The sequence below is a fragment of the Aulosira sp. FACHB-615 genome, from assembly GCF_014698045.1.
Classification (GTDB): Bacteria; Cyanobacteriota; Cyanobacteriia; order Cyanobacteriales; family Nostocaceae; genus Nostoc_B.
In genome coordinates, this window is sequence record NZ_JACJSE010000006.1 from 388,042 (window position 1) to 406,521 (window position 18,480).

General features: G+C 41.4%; 12 protein-coding genes and 1 tRNA gene. 8 read left to right on the top strand and 5 right to left on the bottom strand.

Annotation, left to right across the window (positions count from 1 at the left end; genetic code table 11):
• The first annotated feature begins 168 nt into the window (after positions 1–168).
• Both H6G77_RS13370 and H6G77_RS13375 read left to right on the top strand, forming a co-directional pair.
• The gene (locus H6G77_RS13370) at positions 169–2,115 is read left to right on the top strand and encodes an APC family permease (RefSeq protein ID WP_190669389.1); all 1,947 of its coding nucleotides are present in this window, start codon (positions 169–171) and stop codon (positions 2,113–2,115) included.
• A 551-nt stretch (positions 2,116–2,666) separates the two neighbouring features.
• Positions 2,667–3,440 carry a hypothetical protein gene (locus H6G77_RS13375; protein ID WP_190589660.1) on the top strand — a complete coding sequence of 258 codons (774 nt, stop codon included), beginning with the start codon at positions 2,667–2,669 and terminating at the stop codon, positions 3,438–3,440.
• A 292-nt stretch (positions 3,441–3,732) separates the two neighbouring features.
• On the opposite strand, the gene H6G77_RS13380 is transcribed toward H6G77_RS13375, so the two are convergent.
• The 5 genes from H6G77_RS13380 to gshA all read right to left on the bottom strand — a co-directional run bounded on the left by H6G77_RS13380 (position 3,733) and on the right by gshA (position 9,483).
• Positions 3,733–4,167, bottom strand: coding sequence for a SufE family protein (locus H6G77_RS13380; protein WP_190589659.1), 435 nt, complete (start codon positions 4,165–4,167; stop codon positions 3,733–3,735).
• A gap of 131 nt (positions 4,168–4,298) precedes the next feature.
• Positions 4,299–4,372, bottom strand: a tRNA-Met gene (locus H6G77_RS13385).
• A gap of 171 nt (positions 4,373–4,543) precedes the next feature.
• Positions 4,544–6,694 carry a peptidoglycan DD-metalloendopeptidase family protein gene (locus H6G77_RS13390; protein ID WP_313954497.1) on the bottom strand — a complete coding sequence of 717 codons (2,151 nt, stop codon included), beginning with the start codon at positions 6,692–6,694 and terminating at the stop codon, positions 4,544–4,546.
• Positions 6,695–7,496: 802 nt separating this feature from the next.
• Positions 7,497–7,958, bottom strand: a complete 462-nt coding sequence (locus H6G77_RS13395) for a tRNA (cytidine(34)-2'-O)-methyltransferase (RefSeq protein ID WP_190669393.1) — start codon at positions 7,956–7,958, stop codon at positions 7,497–7,499.
• 385 nt (positions 7,959–8,343) lie between these two features.
• Positions 8,344–9,483: a glutamate--cysteine ligase gene (gene gshA, locus H6G77_RS13400; RefSeq protein ID WP_190669396.1), complete on the bottom strand. Its 1,140-nt coding sequence runs from the start codon at positions 9,481–9,483 to the stop codon at positions 8,344–8,346.
• 1,526 nt (positions 9,484–11,009) lie between these two features.
• Between gshA and H6G77_RS13405 the strand changes: the two genes are divergently transcribed.
• From H6G77_RS13405 to H6G77_RS13430, 6 genes are all read left to right on the top strand, one after another.
• Complete coding sequence (locus H6G77_RS13405; RefSeq protein WP_190589655.1) at positions 11,010–11,510, top strand: DUF2231 domain-containing protein; 501 nt, start codon at positions 11,010–11,012, stop codon at positions 11,508–11,510.
• Positions 11,507–12,112: a DUF2231 domain-containing protein gene (locus H6G77_RS13410; RefSeq protein ID WP_190589654.1), complete on the top strand. Its 606-nt coding sequence runs from the start codon at positions 11,507–11,509 to the stop codon at positions 12,110–12,112. Before H6G77_RS13405 ends, H6G77_RS13410 begins: the two co-directional genes overlap by 4 nt.
• A gap of 116 nt (positions 12,113–12,228) precedes the next feature.
• The gene (locus tag H6G77_RS13415; RefSeq protein WP_190589653.1) at positions 12,229–13,146 is read left to right on the top strand and encodes a cytochrome c oxidase subunit II; all 918 of its coding nucleotides are present in this window, start codon (positions 12,229–12,231) and stop codon (positions 13,144–13,146) included.
• A 59-nt stretch (positions 13,147–13,205) separates the two neighbouring features.
• Complete coding sequence (ctaD, locus tag H6G77_RS13420; RefSeq protein ID WP_190871812.1) at positions 13,206–14,876, top strand: cytochrome c oxidase subunit I; 1,671 nt, start codon at positions 13,206–13,208, stop codon at positions 14,874–14,876.
• A gap of 149 nt (positions 14,877–15,025) precedes the next feature.
• Complete coding sequence (locus H6G77_RS13425; protein ID WP_313954500.1) at positions 15,026–15,652, top strand: heme-copper oxidase subunit III; 627 nt, start codon at positions 15,026–15,028, stop codon at positions 15,650–15,652.
• A gap of 538 nt (positions 15,653–16,190) precedes the next feature.
• Positions 16,191–18,269: a cation:proton antiporter gene (locus tag H6G77_RS13430; RefSeq protein WP_190589649.1), complete on the top strand. Its 2,079-nt coding sequence runs from the start codon at positions 16,191–16,193 to the stop codon at positions 18,267–18,269.
• The last annotated feature ends 211 nt before the right edge of the window (positions 18,270–18,480 follow it).

Consider the following 18,480-nt stretch of genomic DNA (forward strand, 5'->3'; position numbering starts at 1 on the left):
TTCTTGATTGTGCATCTGAGTTAATCTGGCTAACTTATTTCTGGAAATTCCTAATGTAAAAACTTGTTGTTCTTTAGTCCTTGAGTGTATTTGTAGTTCAAAATTTTGAATAAAACTTCTAAACTTCAGGAACTCAAACCCGCGACTTTTGTAACAAAATTCAATTTGATGGTTAAATCAATGTTTTCAACAAAACGGCTCAATAGACGGTTTATGCGTTGGCTACTGGCAGAAAACCGCCGAGAGAAGGAAGGGCCTTACCATAAAGAAGAAGCACACCGACAGCATCCTTGGTGGCAGGTTATGTGCTTGACTGGTGTAGACTATTTTTCTACCCTTGGTTATCAACCGGGAATTGCTGCCTTAGCGGCTGGTGCGCTTTCTCCTATTGCTACCTTCATTTTGGTTTTATTGACACTTTTTGGTGCATTGCCAATTTACCGCCGCATTGCTGCTAAAAGCCCACATGGTGAAGGTTCGATTGCGATGTTGGAGCATTTATTATCTTGGTGGCAAGGCAAATTACTGGTATTGTGTCTACTTGGCTTTGTGGCAACCGACTTTATTATTACTATTACTCTGTCGGCGGCTGATGCCACAGCCCATATCATCGAAAATCCCCTAACACCACATTTGCTGCACAGTCAAGGTATTGCCATTACACTCATATTAGTTGCTTTACTGGGTGCAGTTTTCTTGAGAGGTTTTAAAGAAGCAATTGGGATTGCAGTATTTTTAGTGGCAGTTTATCTGCTGTTGAATTTGATTGTAATTGGCATTGGTTTATATCAGATAGTAATTCACCCAGAAGCGATCGCCAATTGGCAAACGGCACTTTTCGCGCGAAATAACAATTTCTTTGTCCTCATCGGCTTGGCTGTCTTGTTATTTCCTCGCTTGGCTTTGGGTTTATCTGGATTTGAAACTGGTGTTACCGTGATGCCCTTAGTTCAAGGTGGTAGTAACGATACCCCAGAAATGCCCAGAGGCAGAATCCGCAATACCCGCAAGCTACTAACGGCTGCGGCGGTAATTATGAGCTTCTTTTTGCTCACCAGCAGTCTTGTCACTACAGTTTTAATTCCAGCCGCAGAATTTGCCACAGGCGGAAAAGCCAATGGACGCGCCCTGGCTTATCTGGCACATCTTTATTTAGGCAATGGCTTTGGTACAATTTACGATTTAAGCACTATTTCTATTCTGTGGTTTGCTGGGGCATCAGCAATGGCAGGACTACTAAATATTGTGCCACGTTACTTACCACGCTATGGAATGGCACCGAGTTGGGCGTTATTGAATCGCCCACTTGTATTAGTATATACAAGCATTGCCTTTGTAGTTACAATTATTTTCCAAGCTAATGTCGAAGCGCAGGGTGGTGCTTATGCTACAGGTGTGTTGGTATTAATTAGCTCTGCTGCCTTTGCTGTGACTTTATCAGCCCACCGGCACAATTCCAGACAGGGGCGAATTGTTTTTGCTTTGATTACCCTGGTCTTTATCTATACAACAATTGTCAATATCATTGAGCGACCAGAAGGGATTAAAATTGCGGCGTTCTTCATTGGTACAATCATTGTAACTTCCCTGGTTTCCCGTGTTTGGCGCTCAACGGAACTGCGAGTAGAACAAATAGAAGTTGATGAAAATGCCCGTGAATTTATTGCCGAAGAAAGTCAAGGTGCAATTAGAATCATTGCTAATCGCTTAAATGTAGGCAATGAACAAGAATATTTATTAAAAGAAAAAGAGGTACGGGAAGACAACCACATTCCGCCTACAGATCCGGTGCTGTTTTTAGAGATTTTGGTATCTGATGCGTCAGATTTTACTGATGTGATTAGAGTCAAAGGCGTAAAAGTTGGGGATTATCGAATTTTACGGGCGGAAAGTGCCGCAGTTCCAAATGCGATCGCTGCTTTGTTGCTTTATATTCGTGACCAAACTGGTAAAATACCTCACGCCTACTTTGGTTGGGTAGAAGGAAATCCCATCCAGTACTTACTAAGGTTTATCTTGTTTGGTGAAGGTGACATTGCTGTAGTTACCCGTGAAGTTCTACGTCGCGCTGAAAAAAATTCCCACAGGCGACCGGGGATTCATGTTGGTGGGTAATATTATGAACAGCAGGGACAAGGGAGACAAGGAAGATAAGGGAGACAAGGGAGATAACCCGGATTTCTCACCACACCTTTCAAAGCCTGTGCAGGGGAGCAGGGGAGCAGGGGAGCAGGGGAGAATGAAGGTACTCTCTCCCCTGCCCTTCCGCACCTCTGCCCCTCTGCCCCATCAAACGCCTGAAGCTTGTGAGAAATGCGGGATAAGTAGATGTGCAGTTAGTCAAACTATCACATAGATTCTGGTTAATATTCAGCCATAACAGTGATATGTGGCTGATGCAGTAAGACGAAAATCAAGGGTTTCAGCGTGTAGGGGTGTATGTCTGCAAAACCCTTACACCCCATACCCTAAAACCCGAAACCCAGTCTCCCCAGACAATCTTTGTGCATAATTCCTACGATGGTTTGACGGGAGTAAGAAATTTTTTCTAGTACTAATACTTATAGATACAAAATGTGCAAATAGTTAAACCAGCACAATCATTTTGTCTAACCGTCTAGCCACCGCCATGATGAAGATGATAGTTTCAGTGGAGACAGGGCAAGATGTATATTAATCTTTTTATCAGTTCTATCTTAGGAATTTTCACTACATTACTGTTAGCATTTGGCGTGTTGCAATGGTTTCATATCCCTGCTGGTAACTTTCTTGATTGGATAATTGGCGGTGCAAGTTTTTGGTGGTTGTTAGTAATTGTAACTGTCCCTTGGAATGTCCATTTTCAAGCTAAAGAAGTTTTAGCAGAAGCCGCACAATCTTCTGAAAAAGGCATTCCTGTAGATGAAAAACAAATCAAATATGTGCAATTATTAGCCAAGCGATCGCTGTGGCTGGCTATTGCTTTACATATATTTTCTGCCATTGGACTTTACATCCTCGCCGCCACGGGAATTAGTGCGGTAGGTTATATCAGTTCTGGTGCAGCTTTATTATTAACAATTTTGCGTCCCGCTATTCGCGCTTACGAATATTTATATGCAAGGCTAACTATGATTAGCCAAGAATGGAAATATCCCCGCGAAGATATTTATGAACTGCGTAATCGTTTCTCGGAATTAGAACAAAAAGTCCAATATATACAAGAACAACTCAACCCAGAAGAATCATATTCTTTACCAGCTACCCAACAGCGTTTTGCTGACGAAACTCGCAAAGAACTGTCCCGAATTTTAGCGAATTTAGAAGAATTACGCGCCACAAATCAAACAGAACATGAACGTTTAGCCAGAGAAGCCAGAAATGCGATCGCGCAACTTTCCACTGATGGACAATTTCTCGATCACGTCCGCGAAATTATCCGCTTTTTCAAAACAGCTTAGTTAACAAGACAGTTGAGATGGGTGTCAGGGTTTAAGGGTGTAAGGGCTTTGAATACATATAACCCTTACTTCAAAACCAGTGGTCTGTCCCCTTAAATATAATGGGGGTTTGTAGTTGCGATTTATCTCTTAAATTAAGGGCTAAAGACCAACTACAAACTTTAAAATTAATGCGACAGACCACTAAGTTTCTTTCATCAATATTATTTCTACTCCCTATTCGCTACTCCCTACTCCCACCCCCAATTACTATCTTTGACTACAACTTAGTATCAGCACTCAGTACTTTTTCTTATTGCTCTAACTTACATTCCAATGCCTTCTTTTGCATGGTTTTAAATATGTTGTAAAAACCGTTAGCGCGGGAAGGTGTCAAACTCACATTTAAACCAGTTTCTTGAATAAAATCTGGTGTTAATTGGACAATTTCTGTAGGACTTAGCCCGTTTAATCCTTCAATTAACAGCGCCACTAGCCCCTTAGTTAACTGAGAATCAGATTCTCCTTGAAATACCACTTTTCCATCATTTAAGGCGGCGGTAACATACACCTGAGACACACAACCAGGAACTTTATTTTCTGGTACTTTATCAGCTTCGGGAAACTCTGGAAGTTTTTGGGCATACCAGATCAGTTGTTCATAACGCCGCTTCGGATCAGATGCACGTTGAAAGCGTTGGACGATTTTAGCCAAAGCAGGTGGTAAAGAATCTAAACTAGAAGACATAACAGAAGCTGTAAATAATTCGGTCTCACCTTGAGTTTAAATTATCTGGTGGGCGATCGCGTTCACTATGAGCAAGTTAATCACTCAACTCTGTAAACCAGAGATTCTGAGTTAGATATCTACTTTTTAAATGGCTCAGGTCGGATTTGAACCAACGACCCCAGGCTTATGAGTCCCGTGCTCTAACCAACTGAGCTACTGAGCCAAACAGTTCCACATTAATTCTTAATATAGCATACACAGTTGTTGATGGCTAGTCTGTTAGGCAATTAATTTCCATCCACAAGCTACTTTAGCAGTTCACCCATCCAAGCAAAAGAGGGATAAAAACTCCCTCTTCTGACAAGAAAATAACTGGGTTGGATGCAGACAAGAACTAAATGCGGTTTTGTTGTGGTAGGAAGGCAATTGGGTTAACTGCGCCCTTACCTGATGGATGAATTTCAAAGTGAGTGTGTGGCCCAGTACTGAAACCAGTGCTACCCATTAAAGCAATAGTTTCGCCTTGACGCACTTGCTGACCGGCACGCACCAGAATCTTGCTGTTATGACCATAGCGGGTCATACTGCCATCAGGGTGACGAATATCCACGAGATTACCGTAACCACCTCTATTCCAGCCAGCTTTTTCAATCACACCATCAGCCGAGGCATAAACTGGTGTACCAGTTGCGTTAGCAACGTCAATACCTTTGTGCATTCTTCCCCAGCGCCAACCGTAGCCAGAGGTAAATACACCTTTGGCTGGCCAAATATAAGCTACAGAGGAGGTAGAAGGCGGAGGAATGGTCTCATCAATTGGTTTGGGCAAGTATTGATCTACTGCTGCCAAAGGTGGCAATTGTGGCGATACTTTAGTTCCCCGCATTCTTCTAGGAGAATCAGCCGCATTGATTCCAATGGGTGGTACTGTTACCCTAGCGCGATTAGGTAAGAACTCTGGGTTAATTGGCTCGTCAGTAGTGCTGCGAATAGCACTAAATTCGGGCTTAACTGGTTGAGCGTTGTAGCTAGGTAAAATTGGTGTTGGAACAGGGATGGGTACAGCAAAGGTCTTATTTCCAGAGACTGGCTTAGTAACTGCTAAGTTGTTAGGAACAGCTACAGGAACTGGAATCGAAATGCTGTTTTTGTCTGTATCAGTAATCGCTTGGGCAACTACATTACCAGTATTACCAGACTCTTGATTGCGGTATTTTTGCTGTAGTCTTTGAATTTCAGCCTGCAAACTCTGAAGACGCTCGTTGTTTCTGCCTCTTGCTACTCTTTGAGTTTGGCTACCTGACTGTAATTCAGTAAAGACTTTGGGTACGGGAGTATCACCACCTACACCGTTAACAGTATTTGTCTGTGTTTGGTTATTTGTTGCTGTGGTTGGTTTGACAGTGTTGTTGTTGACAAAAACTGGTGAAACTGGTGCTAAAGGTACGTTGGGGTTACTGCTGGCAGTGTTAACAGGTACACCAGCAATTTTGACATTGTTGGTCAACTGTACATTAGGCTGATTAACGGCCACAGGTATGGAAATTGCACCATTACGGTTAGCATTTGCCGATGGCAGTATGATTTTTTGATTGATTTTGAGCTGATTGGGATTGCTGATATTGTTGAGTTTGGCTAGTTCTGCAACCGTGGTGTTGTATCGGTTAGCGATCGCAGCTAGAGTATCTCCTGGCTTAACTTCGTAAGCAGTACCAGTATCCGTTGGTGCGGTAATTTGTGGTGTAGCAGGTACAGATGTTGTTGCTAGTGGCTGTACCGATTCACTTGGGAGTTTTGGTTGCTTAACTTCAGGAAAGAACTTGGTTTTGTCTTCATCAACCAATCCAGGTAACTGTTGCCCAACTTCTTGACTGATGCTTTGAGGTGGTAATTTCTCTGCTACAACTACCTCTTGCTTCAATGCAGGAGTTTTGGCTAAATTTTTTGACTCCCCAGACCGTAACTCCGCCAGACTTGCTCTTAAACGGTTCGATTTTGCTTGTAAGTTATATAAGGCAAATTCTTGCTGTGCTTTTAATTTAGCTTTGACTTCATCGTTAGCAGCTTTGATCTCAGATGCGTCGTTAGCTGTTAGATTTTCCTGTGCTTCGCCATCTTTGGCATTTTTCTCGGCTGCTGTTTGGGCAACATTCTCTGGTGTTGGAACTTCCACCGGCATTCCATTTGCTGCCACTTGCAATTTAGCTTCAAGCCCAGGCAACTGAGAAATTGCTGTTGGTTCCACAATGACAGGATTTTCTGGCATGGTTGCTGCGGAGACTAGTTGGCTCTCCAGCGTCGCGGGAACAAACTTCATTTCAGTGTCAGGAGCAACAGGCAAGTTTGAGGCTACTTTTTGGCTGCCTACAGGTGCTGCTGCTTGAGCTTGATCGCTTTGTCGAGTCACGAAAAGGCTGGTCGCTCCAACTGAAATAGCCAAGCCAATCATGGCTGCTTGTGTGCTAACTCGACGATTAGCCTTGGAATTTACCACACTTAACTGCTCACTAGGGACACCATCATTGCTGGGGGTATTTTTCAGCACAGCTTTTACTCTTTTTTTCAATGCTCGTTTCAAAGACGACCTCCTATGATCACTAGCGCTTAACTGACCTCGATTTTGCAGTCGGAATACTAGTCAATGATTTAGATCACATCTGACGATAGACCTGGATCACATTCACCAGAGATACTTAGGCAAGATTAACCTGCTTCTCTGATTTAGACAAGTTTACACCTGTTAGCAGAACATAAAGTTGCTGTGCTTACTTGTCCGCTCCACTCCTCACACCCTAGAACTTTCGCTCTTTACATTATTCGCTGGGATTGGAAAGTTGATATTAGCCGAATCTGCTTTATATTGTCAGCAATTTTAGTTGCTATTTTTTTTTTAAAGCGATGCCTCCTGCTGTAAATATCTTCAAGGTTTTTTTTACCAATCCGTCTTCCCAACAGGAGACTTTACGTTGATTCTTCCCTAAAAGACAACCGTACAAACTCTCCAGTACTTTTGTCCTCCTGAAATATACCTATTCAGACAAAATAGTACAAATGCCTTATCCGTATGGATTTGCAGCCCTTTATTTTTGGAAATCAAATAAATCTAATTCATCAAAATCTATCATTCAAATTTGGTATATTTTCAAAATTAATATAGAAATTTCTTATATAAAACTTGTCTGGTGAACCCGTTTTTTAAGTTGTTTCACTGCTTTTTTAAAATTCAAAGTATAAAAAGTGCAATTATTTTTCGTTGGTGACAGAATTATTATCTGCTAGAAATGCCGTTGCAATTTGATTTCTAGGGTTGCATGAGTATTTGTACTTATAGGAAATCTGTTCAAACACTACATTAGATAACCGAGTTGTCGCCTGGCTTCAAACAGGCCGATGGCAACGCTGACTGACAGATTCAGGCTCCGAACCCCTGGCTCAAACATTGGAATATAAAGGGTTTTATCACAAATTGATAATGCTTCTGGTGACAAACCAGTGGTTTCACTACCAAACAGTAACCAATCATTTGCATCAAACTGAAATTGAGTGTAATTACTACTTCCCCTCACAGAAAAACCCAGACATCTACCGCCGCGCTGTTGATGAAAGTCTTGAAAAACTGCCAGGGATTCATGATAGTGGAGTTTGACATAAGGCCAATAATCTAAACCGGCTCGTTTGAGGTAGCGATCGCTAATTTCAAAGCCCAAAGGCCCCACTAAATGTAATTCTGTACCTGTTGCTGCACAAGTACGCGCTATATTGCCTGTATTAGGGGGAATTTGCGGATTGACTAAAACAACTTGGGGCATCTGCTATGGAACTGCGCTTTTGTATAAAAAGTTATATTGACAATAAAAAATCTACCAAAAGGTAGAGGTTATCTATAGGTTTTCTTAATAACCATTTTGTAGTTTACATCGATTAGTTTTTTAAAACAAAAAAATTGCTACATTTTCTCAGAATTTTTGGAAAATGTATCTGACTAACTGGCCAATACAACTATTTTGTCCTTAAAAAACTAGAAACCAGACCCAAACTCATTCTTTGGCTATTTTTTGGAAAATCTATCGGATGTATGAAACCATTAACGATGGTTTTGGGCTAGTGGGATTTTCCTGGCTGGGTATTTGTCATTAGTCATTTGTCCTTGGTATTTACAAATGACTAATGGGATTGAATCACCTGAAGTTATCTTTATGCCAGTAAGGAAGAACACAATTTATGTTCTAGTTCCATTTCTCGTTCTTTTGTCGCCACAATTGCCTGAGAAATAACGCGCTGACAGTCAAAACCGACGCTATGAAGTTGTAGCCATTGCTGGGCTTCATTGCCTTCACGGAGAATTTTATGCAATGGTGACAAGAAACAGCTAAAGCCTTGTTGTTTAGCGATCGCCCAAACTTCTTGATATAGTTCCGCAATCCAATCTCTGGCTAAAATAATTCTGCCATCTTGCCAATGTTGTAGTTGAGCATCCAAACTGGCACTAGCGGCTGCTATTTCATTGTTAGTGGTCAGTGCAATTAATTCTTCTGGTGATAATTTACTGTTAGTTAAAGGATCTAAATCTGGGTTATTAATTATCTGCAATAAACGTGCTTCTAACAATGCGGTAATTGCGAGTAAAGCAATGGGGTCTGTGACTAAATCACAAATTCGCAATTCGAGACGATTGAGATCATAAGGGCGGCGATCGCCATTTGGTCTAACCGATACCCATAAATGCCGGACATTTTGCATTGTTCCAGCTAATAACTGCTCTTCTACCCATTGAATATGATGGGCATGGCTGGTAAATAATGGTACGTAGGCGGGAGTTTGGGGAAATAAACCCCAACGAGTCGAGTGATAGCCAGTGGTTTGACCATTGAAAAAGGGTGATGAAGCACTCAGGGCCAGAAATAAGGGTGCTTCTAAGCGAATAAATCGACAAGCCCGCATTAATGTTTCTGGGTCGCTAATACCTACATTAATGTGTACGCTGGCAGTGACGACATTTGTGCCGTAGGTCTGCTCAATATAATCATGATAGGGATTGCTGGGGTCAGAACGAAAGAAGCGATCGCCCCCACTTAAAGACAAAGTACTTCCAGGTATCAAAGTGTAGTTACCCAAACGCTGGAGGTATTTGCGTAATTCTCGACGCGGACTTAGTAAAGCACACAACAGATTTTCGTAACTTGTGGATGGCTTTGTTATGTATTCCACGTTGCGACTGTCTGGTTCTCGCATAAACCCATTTAAGTCCGCAACAATCTTATCGGAGAGACCAACAATTTCACCTTGAGGTGTGCCAGTGTACATCTCAATCTCAAAGCCCTTTAGCAGTACCACTTAATTCTCCTTGGCTCTCCCAGCCTTTTAATTGTATCGAATTAGACTATTTTTTGGTTTAAACTTGCCGTTCTGGAAACGTTAAGAATCTTTTAGCAGAAGATGAACCACGGTAAACGATTTGTTTCATCCCTTAGTAATTACTTAAAATAAAAGTATCAATTTTATTTCTATCTTGGTATGGAGATTCACATACTACATTAGGGTGAAAAAACCGTACTTGATTTTCTACCTTATTTGCAAGTTGAACTGAGTAATTACACAATAGAGTAAATCTCGCCAGAGATAACTACTACCAACGATACATACTACTGGATAACCGACGCACAAAACTACTCAATAACGATAATTTTTAACACCGAGCTAATTAATTTTCAGGGCTTTTGACTTGTGCGCTAAGTGCCATTAATTTTACTTTATGACTTACGCAACAGTCATATTTTTTCTGTAGAGTGTGTGACGCAACAAAAGTATTTGAACGTAGTAATGAAGCTTATATCTAACTGCAAAATGCTTAATTTTGACACTTGCATCAGTCCGGTTACTTTTTACTCAGCACTCAGAACTTTTTCGGTAATACTTGTCATACTGAGGGGTAAAAATTAACGTGCTAAAATTTCCACTCAGGTTTTTGCCAGAATTTAGATATGGAACTAATATTTTGATTTGGGAAATATAAGTAGTGGCGTGGCAAGCCTTAAATGTTGCATTAAAAAATAGATTTTATCTGTGTTCATCAGCGTTTATCTGCGTTTTTATCCAAATCTAATGCACTACTTTAGCCTTGCCACGCCAGTAGGATGTGTTAGCGACAGCGTAACGCATCTAGCACAAATTTTTAGGTGCGTTACGGCTTAAGCCTAACACACCCTACATATACTGAGCGAGTCAAGATTAACTTGCTAAAATTTCCACTCAGTTTTTTTGCCAGAATTTTAGATATATAAGCTTTGCTTTTAATGCGAATAAAAATCAAGAATCATAATAGATATTGCGATGAGTTTTTTATTTTAATATATTATTTATTATTTTTCTGCTTATTGATAACTTATGAGAAAAAATCTTATGTTAATTGGATTACAAACAAATATTTGATAATTGTGCAGAATCATATATACAAAGATTTTTCTATATGTAATATCTAAAAACAAAAGGTAGATACGCTACATCATCATAATAGTTTTTCTGTTAAAGCCGGGATTTTTATAGCTTTCTATTATTTTTTTGACAATTACTAAAAAAATCCTTAAGCTAATAGATAGATGGCCAACTATCAACCAAATAACTCCGATTTTGTGAGGTAAATTCAAAATCGTTGTTATAAAGTATCAGCATGAACAAATGAATTGAACTGAATCATTGACGATAAATAGTAACTTCAACAAATTGAGCTTAAACAAAGCTAATGCCTGATTTACTGGATGGCGCTACGCAGTTTTGAAAATCATCCATTCAGGTAGGAATGTTTGTAGTGATGGTCATGCTTGTCTGTTAAACATGAAACTTTGGCTAAGGTGCAGGAAACTATGCTTGATTTTTTTACATCGTTGAACGACCATAATCTACCCTATCCAGATACGCTACATCCCATTGTTGTTCACTTTGTAATTGCAATGGTATTGTTTGCATTTTTCTGTGACTTAGTAGGTTATTTTACTGGCAAGGCTCGCTTATTTGAGGTGAGTTGGTGGAATATGTTTGTTGCTACGATCGCCATTTTCGTAGCGATTATTTTTGGACAATTTGAAGCTGGTTTAGCCCAGCCTTACGACGTAGCTAAATCAGTTTTAAATATTCATACCCTGATTGGTTGGTCACTGTCTGGCCTCATCGCCACAATTACCGCCTGGCGCTATGTACTTCGTTCGCGTAACCCGCAAAAATTACCAGTTCATTATTTAGCCGTGGGATTTGTCTTAGTGGCAATTGTCGGCTTGCAAGTTTATTTAGGTGATGAATTGGTTTGGGTATATGGATTGCACACAGTACCGGTTGTTGAAGCTGTTAAGGATGGGATGCTGCCATGAATTCAGAACTAATTAATCAATTAAATGTAGAAATAGGCGCTAACGGACTACCTTACACTCTGCCTATTCACCCAAATTTGGTGCATCTGACCATTGGTCTATTCATCATTGGTATTACCTTTGATATCGTCGGTGTTTTGTTCCCCATGCAAAAATGGGTGTTCAAATTTTTAGCGATTACTGTTGAACGAGCCAACTTCTTTGATGTGGGTTGGTACAACATGGTTGCGGCAACTGCCATCACCTTTTTTACTGTAGCTGCTGGCTTTTACGAAATGTTCTTAGCCTCTCCGCCAACAGATATCAAGAGTGCATGGGGAATGCCAGCAATGGAAACCATGCTGTGGCACGGTATTGGTGGTGTTGTCCTCCTCGCTTTATTTGTTGGGATGACCATGTGGAGAGGATGGCAACGCTTTTCTTGGAGTAAGGATTACGACGTAGAAGTGCAGTGGAGCTATTTATTTGCGGGAGTCGCAATTATGTTTTTGATGTTCCTGCACGGCACATTAGGAGCGCAGTTAGCTGCTGAATTTGGCGTTCACAACACCGCAGATAGACTACTGAAATTAGGCGAAGACCTGAACACAATGCTCAAATAACTTTTGTCATTCGTCCTTTGTTCTTTGTCATTTGTTAATGACTAATGACCAATACTTCGGCTTCGCTCAGTACAAGTGACCAATGACTAATGACTCATGACTCATGACCAAAACCCATGAAACTCTCAAAGATTTTAAGTGTATTAACATTAATTACTGGTGCGATCGCAATTAGCATCACCAGTATCTGGATAGGTAAACAAGCCTATTCCTGGCTACCTCCCCAAGCGGCGGCCGAATCTCATCTGATTGACGATTTGATTAGTTTTTTGGTGACATTAGGTGCATTTATTTTTCTGGGTGTCACCAGCACTTTGATGTATTCTGTGATTTTCCATCGTGCTGAAAAAGGCGACCTCAGCGATGGCCCCCACATTGAAGGTAACGTCACTTTGGAAGTTGTCTGGACAGCCATCCCCATTATGTTAGTACTGTGGATTGCTGGCTATAGCTCCCAAGTTTACGAACAAATGGGTATTCAAGGCCCCACCCAACTAGTGCATTTGCATAACCCCGTGGGGATGGAATCAGCTTATGCTGCACCCCAAGAAGGTGTAATCAGTGAACCTGTAGAAAAAATTGATGTCATCGCCAAACAATGGGCGTGGGTATTTCATTACCCTGAAAAAGATGTTACCAGTACCGAATTGCATTTACCAAGCGATCGCCGCGTGCGTTTAGCACTGCAATCAGAAGACGTACTGCATGGCTTTTATATCCCAGCATTCCGCCTCAAACAAGACATCATTCCCAACCATACCATCGACTTTGAATTTACCCCCATTCGCCAGGGTCAATATCACCTCACCGACTCCCAATATAGCGGCACTTACTTTGCCACCATGCAGGCAAACGTAGTTGTGGAATCTGACGAAGACTATCACAAATGGTTGGCTAAAATCGCCACACACAAACTCTCCCCCGCCAATAACCAAGCGGCTTCTGAATACGCCCAAACAGCCAATGAACCCGTGAAAAATGGTTGGGATACCGTCGTACCCGCCGCACCTCCTTTGGTTAATTATTCCGGTTGACAGCAAACTAATTCCCTGCACCCTCAAATCCTTCACACCCCTGTTTCTTCAAAAGAACAATGACTAACATCCCTATTGATGGTCTCAACCTACCGGTTGGGAAACCACACCACGAAACCCCAGGAGGCTGGAAACAATATTTCAGCTTTAGCACCGACCACAAAGTAATCGGTATTCAATACCTTGTTACTTCCTTTTTCTTCTTTCTCATCGGCGGTATCTTCGCCATGATTCTCCGGGGAGAATTAATCACCCCCGAAGCCGACTTAATTGACCGCACCGTATATAACGGTATGTTCACCATGCACGGCACAGTCATGCTGTTCTTGTGGACATTTCCCTCACTAGTAGGTTTTGCTAACTACCTCGTCCCCTTAATGATTGGGGCGCGAGACATGGCCTTTCCCCGCCTCAACGCCGTCGCCTTTTGGATGGTTCCCGTAGTCGGGATTTTGTTGATGTCCAGCTTTTTTGTCCCTGGTGGCCCTGCCCAAGCAGGTTGGTGGGCTTATCCTCCCGTCAGTTTGCAAAATCCCACAGGCCACTTGATTAACGGTCAAGTTTTGTGGCTGTTGGCAGTCGCCATCTCTGGTGTCTCCTCAATTATGGGTGCTGTCAACTTTGTGACCACCATCGTCAAGATGCGTGCGCCCGGTATGACCTTCTTTCGGATGCCTTTGTTTGTCTGGGCAGTCCTCAGCGCCCAAATCATCCAATTGTTTGGTTTACCAGCCCTGACAGCAGGCGCAGTCATGTTGTTACTTGACCTCACCGTTGGTACTGGCTTTTTCAACCCCAGCAACGGCGGCAACCCAGTCATGTTCCAGCATTACTTCTGGTTCTATTCTCACCCGGCTGTGTATGTGATTATCTTGCCAGTTTTCGGTATCTTCTCCGAAATCTTCCCTGTCTACTCTCGCAAACCTTTATTCGGTTACAAAGTCGTTGCGATTTCATCACTGTTAATTGCCGTCGTCAGCGCCATTGTTTGGGTACACCACATGTATGTCAGTGGTACTCCTGCTTGGATGCGGTTGATTTTCATGTTAACCACCATGTTTGTGTCTGTACCTACTGGTATTAAGGTATTTGCTTGGGTAGCAACAATTTGGGGTGGTAAGTTGCGCCTCAATACACCCATGTTATTTGCCTTGGGTGGATTAATCATGTTTGTCTTTGCTGGCATCACAGGGATTATGTTGTCTTCTGTACCTGTGGATGTTCACGTTAACAATACCTATTTTGTCGTGGGACACTTCCACTACGTCCTTTTCGGCACAGTGACAATGGGCTTGTATGCTGCTATTTATCACTGGTTCCCCAAAATGACCGGGCGGATGTACTACGAAGGCTGGGGTAAATTACATTTCTGGTTGTCATTTATTGGTACTAACCTCAACTTCTTACCTATGCACCCACTAGGTCTGCAAGGGATGTTACGCCGGGTTTCTTCCTACGCGCCAGAGTATGAACAGTGGAATATCGTTGCCAGTCTGGGTGCATTTTTGTTAGGTATGTCTACCTTGCCATTCATCTTCAACATGGTGATTTCTTGGATGCAAGGCGAAAAAGCACCTGATAACCCTTGGCGGGCAATTGGTTTAGAGTGGTTAGTTTCTTCACCACCACCTGTTGAGAACTTTGAAGAAATTCCTGTAGTTATCTCTGAACCTTACGGTTACGGCAAATCAGAACCTTTGGTAGCAGAAACTCATAGTCACCATCAATGACAAAGAAAATTTGGGGACATAGTTAAGTAAAACTTGCCAGACATCTGTCTGGTGTGTCCCCACTACTAGAAGTTGAGTTTTTTAAACGCAGAAGGGCGCTGAGGTAAGCGCAAAGTTACGCGGAGCATTTTCTAAGCAATATTACACGAATAAAAATTTTACCAATGGACAGCTATATTGTTTCTGAAGAGTTGCAGAATCACTCTCATCATAGCGGTGAGCATGGACATGACGAAGAAGGCAATAAAATGTTTGGTTTTATTGTTTTCTTACTGTCGGAAAGTGTGATTTTCTTGAGTTTTTTCGCCGGCTATATTGTCTATAAGTTGACAACTCCTAATTGGCTACCGGCTGGTGTGGAAGGATTAGAAGTTAGAGAACCAGCAATTAATACTGTTGTGTTGGTTGCGAGTAGCTTTGTAATTTATTTGGCAGAACGCGCCCTACAACGTCAAAACTTATCAGGTTTTCGGATGTATCTGCTGGCAACAATGGCAATGGGCAGTTACTTCTTAGCCGGACAAGCTATTGAATGGAGTCACCTAGCTTTTGGTTTCACTTCTGGAACTTTTGGCGGGATGTTCTACCTGTTAACTGGGTTCCACGGTTTACACGTTTTAACAGGTATTTTGTTGCAATTAATGATTTTGATTCGTTCTTTCATTCCAGGTAATTACGAATCTGGCCACTTTGGTGTGAATGCTACTTCACTATTTTGGCACTTTGTGGATGTGATTTGGATTGTCTTGTTTGTTCTGCTTTACATTTGGCAGTAAATATCAAGTTTGTCTAAAAACAAAGCAAATTTTCAGGGGAAGAGTAACATAACTCATCTTTTCCTCTGTTTTTCATTTTGAGATATTTTCAAAGAGTAATAATTCAGCACTCAGGAGCCAGAATTCAGAATTTATAGCGTTTACTAGTTGAATGAAGGACGAATCTATCTGCGTCCATCTGCGTTTATCTGCGGTTAATTATTTTTGTCTGTATCTTGCTAGGTTAAGAAAGGCTATAAAAGTACTTCAGTTAAGAGAATAGTAAGGTTGGATGTAGCAATAGCGTAACCCAACATTCACGCATACTCTGTTGGGTTCCGTTCCTCCACCCAACCTACACCTATAGATTTTGATTCCTGAATTCTTACCTCAAAAGCATTTTATGACTTGGAAGAAAATTATGTCACTCTATCTGTGTATAGATGTGAAAAAGTCTCTTTTCAAGATAAAACTTGAAAGGCTGAATGTAGAAAATTGAATTTTACTGAGCTAAAAATTCTCAACAGATACAACTTCCCCAAAAATATTTAATTTACAAATGGCAATCCAATCTTTAGTCGCCAGCCCAATTATTGCATTTACTATTCTGCTCACAGTCATTTTTACTGTACCACCGATATTTGAAAAATTGCGATTGCCGGGATTGGTGGGTTTGCTAGTAGCAGGTGTGATTTTAGGAGAAAATGGTTTAAAGTTACTTAATTCCGAATCTGACACCATCAAACTGCTATCGGATATTGGCAAGATTTATTTGATGTTTGTTGCAGGTTTAGAAATTGACTTAGAGCAGTTTCGCAAAACTAGAAATCGTTCTATTGGATTTGGGACTCTGACTTTTTTAGTGCCGTTAATAGCTGGTGTTTTAGTTGGGCGGTTATTTAATTTTGGTTGGAATTCTGCTTTTCTGATTGGTTCTTTGCTGGCATCCCATACTTTATTGGCTTATCCAATTGTTAGTCGGTTGGGTGTGGTCACAAATGAAGCGGTGACTGTAACAATTGGCGCAACAATTTTTACTGATACAGGTGCTTTGTTGGTATTAGCCATTTGTGTGGGGATTCATGGTGGAGAATTTACAGCCTTGAGTTTAGCCACACTTTTGGGTGGATTAGCTATTTATGCGGTTGTGGTTTTGTTTGGTTTTGACTGGGCTGGTAAGGAATTTTTTCGGCGTTCGGGAGATGAACAAAGTAATCAGTTTTTATTTATTTTACTAGCATTATTCTTGGCTTCTGTGGGAGCGCAAGTGATTGGAGTTGAGAAAATTGTTGGGGCATTTTTAGCAGGTTTAGCTGTTAATGATGTTTTAGGACGTAGCCCAGTTAAAGAGAAAATTGAGTTTATTGGGAGTGTTTTATTTATCCCATGTTTCTTTGTCGATATGGGGTTGCTGATTGATATCCCAGCATTTCTCAAGACTCTAAGTTCGGTTTGGTTGACTGTGGTCATCGTCATAGCTTTAATTAGCAGTAAATTTATTGCGGCATTTTTAGCAAAATTATTTTATCGCTACAATACGGCAGAAATGCTCACAATGTGGTCGTTATCTCTACCGCAGGTAGCAGCTACATTAGCGGCGGCATTAGTGGCTTATCAAACTGTTAACTCTGCTGGGGAAAGGTTAATCAGTGAAGGTGTTTTAAATAGTGTGATTGTTTTGATGCTGGTGACTGCTATTTTAGGGCCAGTAATTACTTCTAGGTTTGCCACAGCTTTACAAGTTAGTGATGCAGATTTAGAAACAGATAGTCTGGCAACTTGGTGGGAAAGTCCTGAAACTGAGGTAGAAGAAAAACCACATCAATTTACTGTAGTAGTGCCGATTTACAATCCTCAAACCCAGCGTTATTTAATAGAAATGGCGGCATTATTGGCGCGTCATGAAGGTGGGAGAATTGTCCCATTAGCGATTACTAAAGCTTTGATTCAAATGGATGATCCGCAATTGGTGACGGCGCTAGACCAAAGTCAAAAAAGATTGAAGATGGCGCAAGAAATCAGTCAAGAATTTGATGTGGAAGTATCACCAGCAATTCGTATTGATGATGATGCAGCTTTGGGAATTAGTCGTGCGAGTCGAGAACGCAATGCGAATTTAGTGGTGATGGGTTGGTCACAAACAACAGGGTTTCGCGCTCGTTTGTTTGGGAGTGTGATTGATAGTGTGTTTTGGTCTTCACATTGTCCCGTGGCGGTGACACGTTTATTGAGTAGTCCAACCAGTATCCAAAGAATTCTGGTACCCGTTGGTGATTTGACGCGACAAACTATTGGTGCTGTTAGGTTCGCACAAATTGTAGCTGATGTGAATCAGGCAGAGGTGGTATTGTTGCATGTGAGCGATCGCAAAACGCCCCCATCTGTAGTAGAAAAATTTACATCACAATTATCGGAAATTACGGCAAAAGGTCAGTTACAGGTGAAAACTAACATCCAAACAGTTAAAGGCGATGATGTCGCTAGAGTAATTATTCGAGAAGCTCAAGCCTTTGATTTAGCAGTGTTGCGTTCTGTGCGCTATCGCACCGCCGGCGGTTTAGGTGTGAGTCAAGTAACAACCCAAATTTTGAAAGAATTGAAATGCTCAATTGTATTACTAGGAGAGCCTCACTCATAAGCTCTGCTAAATCTACTGACAGTATTTCATAAAGTTGAAAGTTAAATTTCTATCGTTGGTCATACCTCGGTGGATTCCCCAAACTGAATCTATGTTAGCAATACCTTCGCCAAAATAAGAGGATGAAGAGAGAGGGCTGATGTAGTAGAGTTATTGTCTTCCCAAACGACAACTCAAAAGCCACAACAAGCCCATGCCCGATATCTTATCA

Bases quoted from the DNA above. Each gene is read 5' to 3' on its own strand.
- H6G77_RS13375 (WP_190589660.1), top strand. From the start codon at position 2,667: ATGTATATTAATCTTTTTATCAGTTCTATCTTAGGAATTTTCACTACA.
- H6G77_RS13405 (WP_190589655.1), top strand. From the start codon at position 11,010: ATGCTTGATTTTTTTACATCGTTGAACGACCATAATCTACCCTATCCA.
- ctaD (WP_190871812.1), top strand. From the start codon at position 13,206: ATGACTAACATCCCTATTGATGGTCTCAACCTACCGGTTGGGAAACCA.
- H6G77_RS13410 (WP_190589654.1), top strand. From the start codon at position 11,507: ATGAATTCAGAACTAATTAATCAATTAAATGTAGAAATAGGCGCTAAC.
- H6G77_RS13430 (WP_190589649.1), top strand. From the start codon at position 16,191: ATGGCAATCCAATCTTTAGTCGCCAGCCCAATTATTGCATTTACTATT.
- H6G77_RS13370 (WP_190669389.1), top strand. From the start codon at position 169: ATGGTTAAATCAATGTTTTCAACAAAACGGCTCAATAGACGGTTTATG.
- H6G77_RS13415 (WP_190589653.1), top strand. From the start codon at position 12,229: ATGAAACTCTCAAAGATTTTAAGTGTATTAACATTAATTACTGGTGCG.
- H6G77_RS13380 (WP_190589659.1), bottom strand. From the start codon at position 4,167: ATGTCTTCTAGTTTAGATTCTTTACCACCTGCTTTGGCTAAAATCGTC.
- H6G77_RS13395 (WP_190669393.1), bottom strand. From the start codon at position 7,958: ATGCCCCAAGTTGTTTTAGTCAATCCGCAAATTCCCCCTAATACAGGC.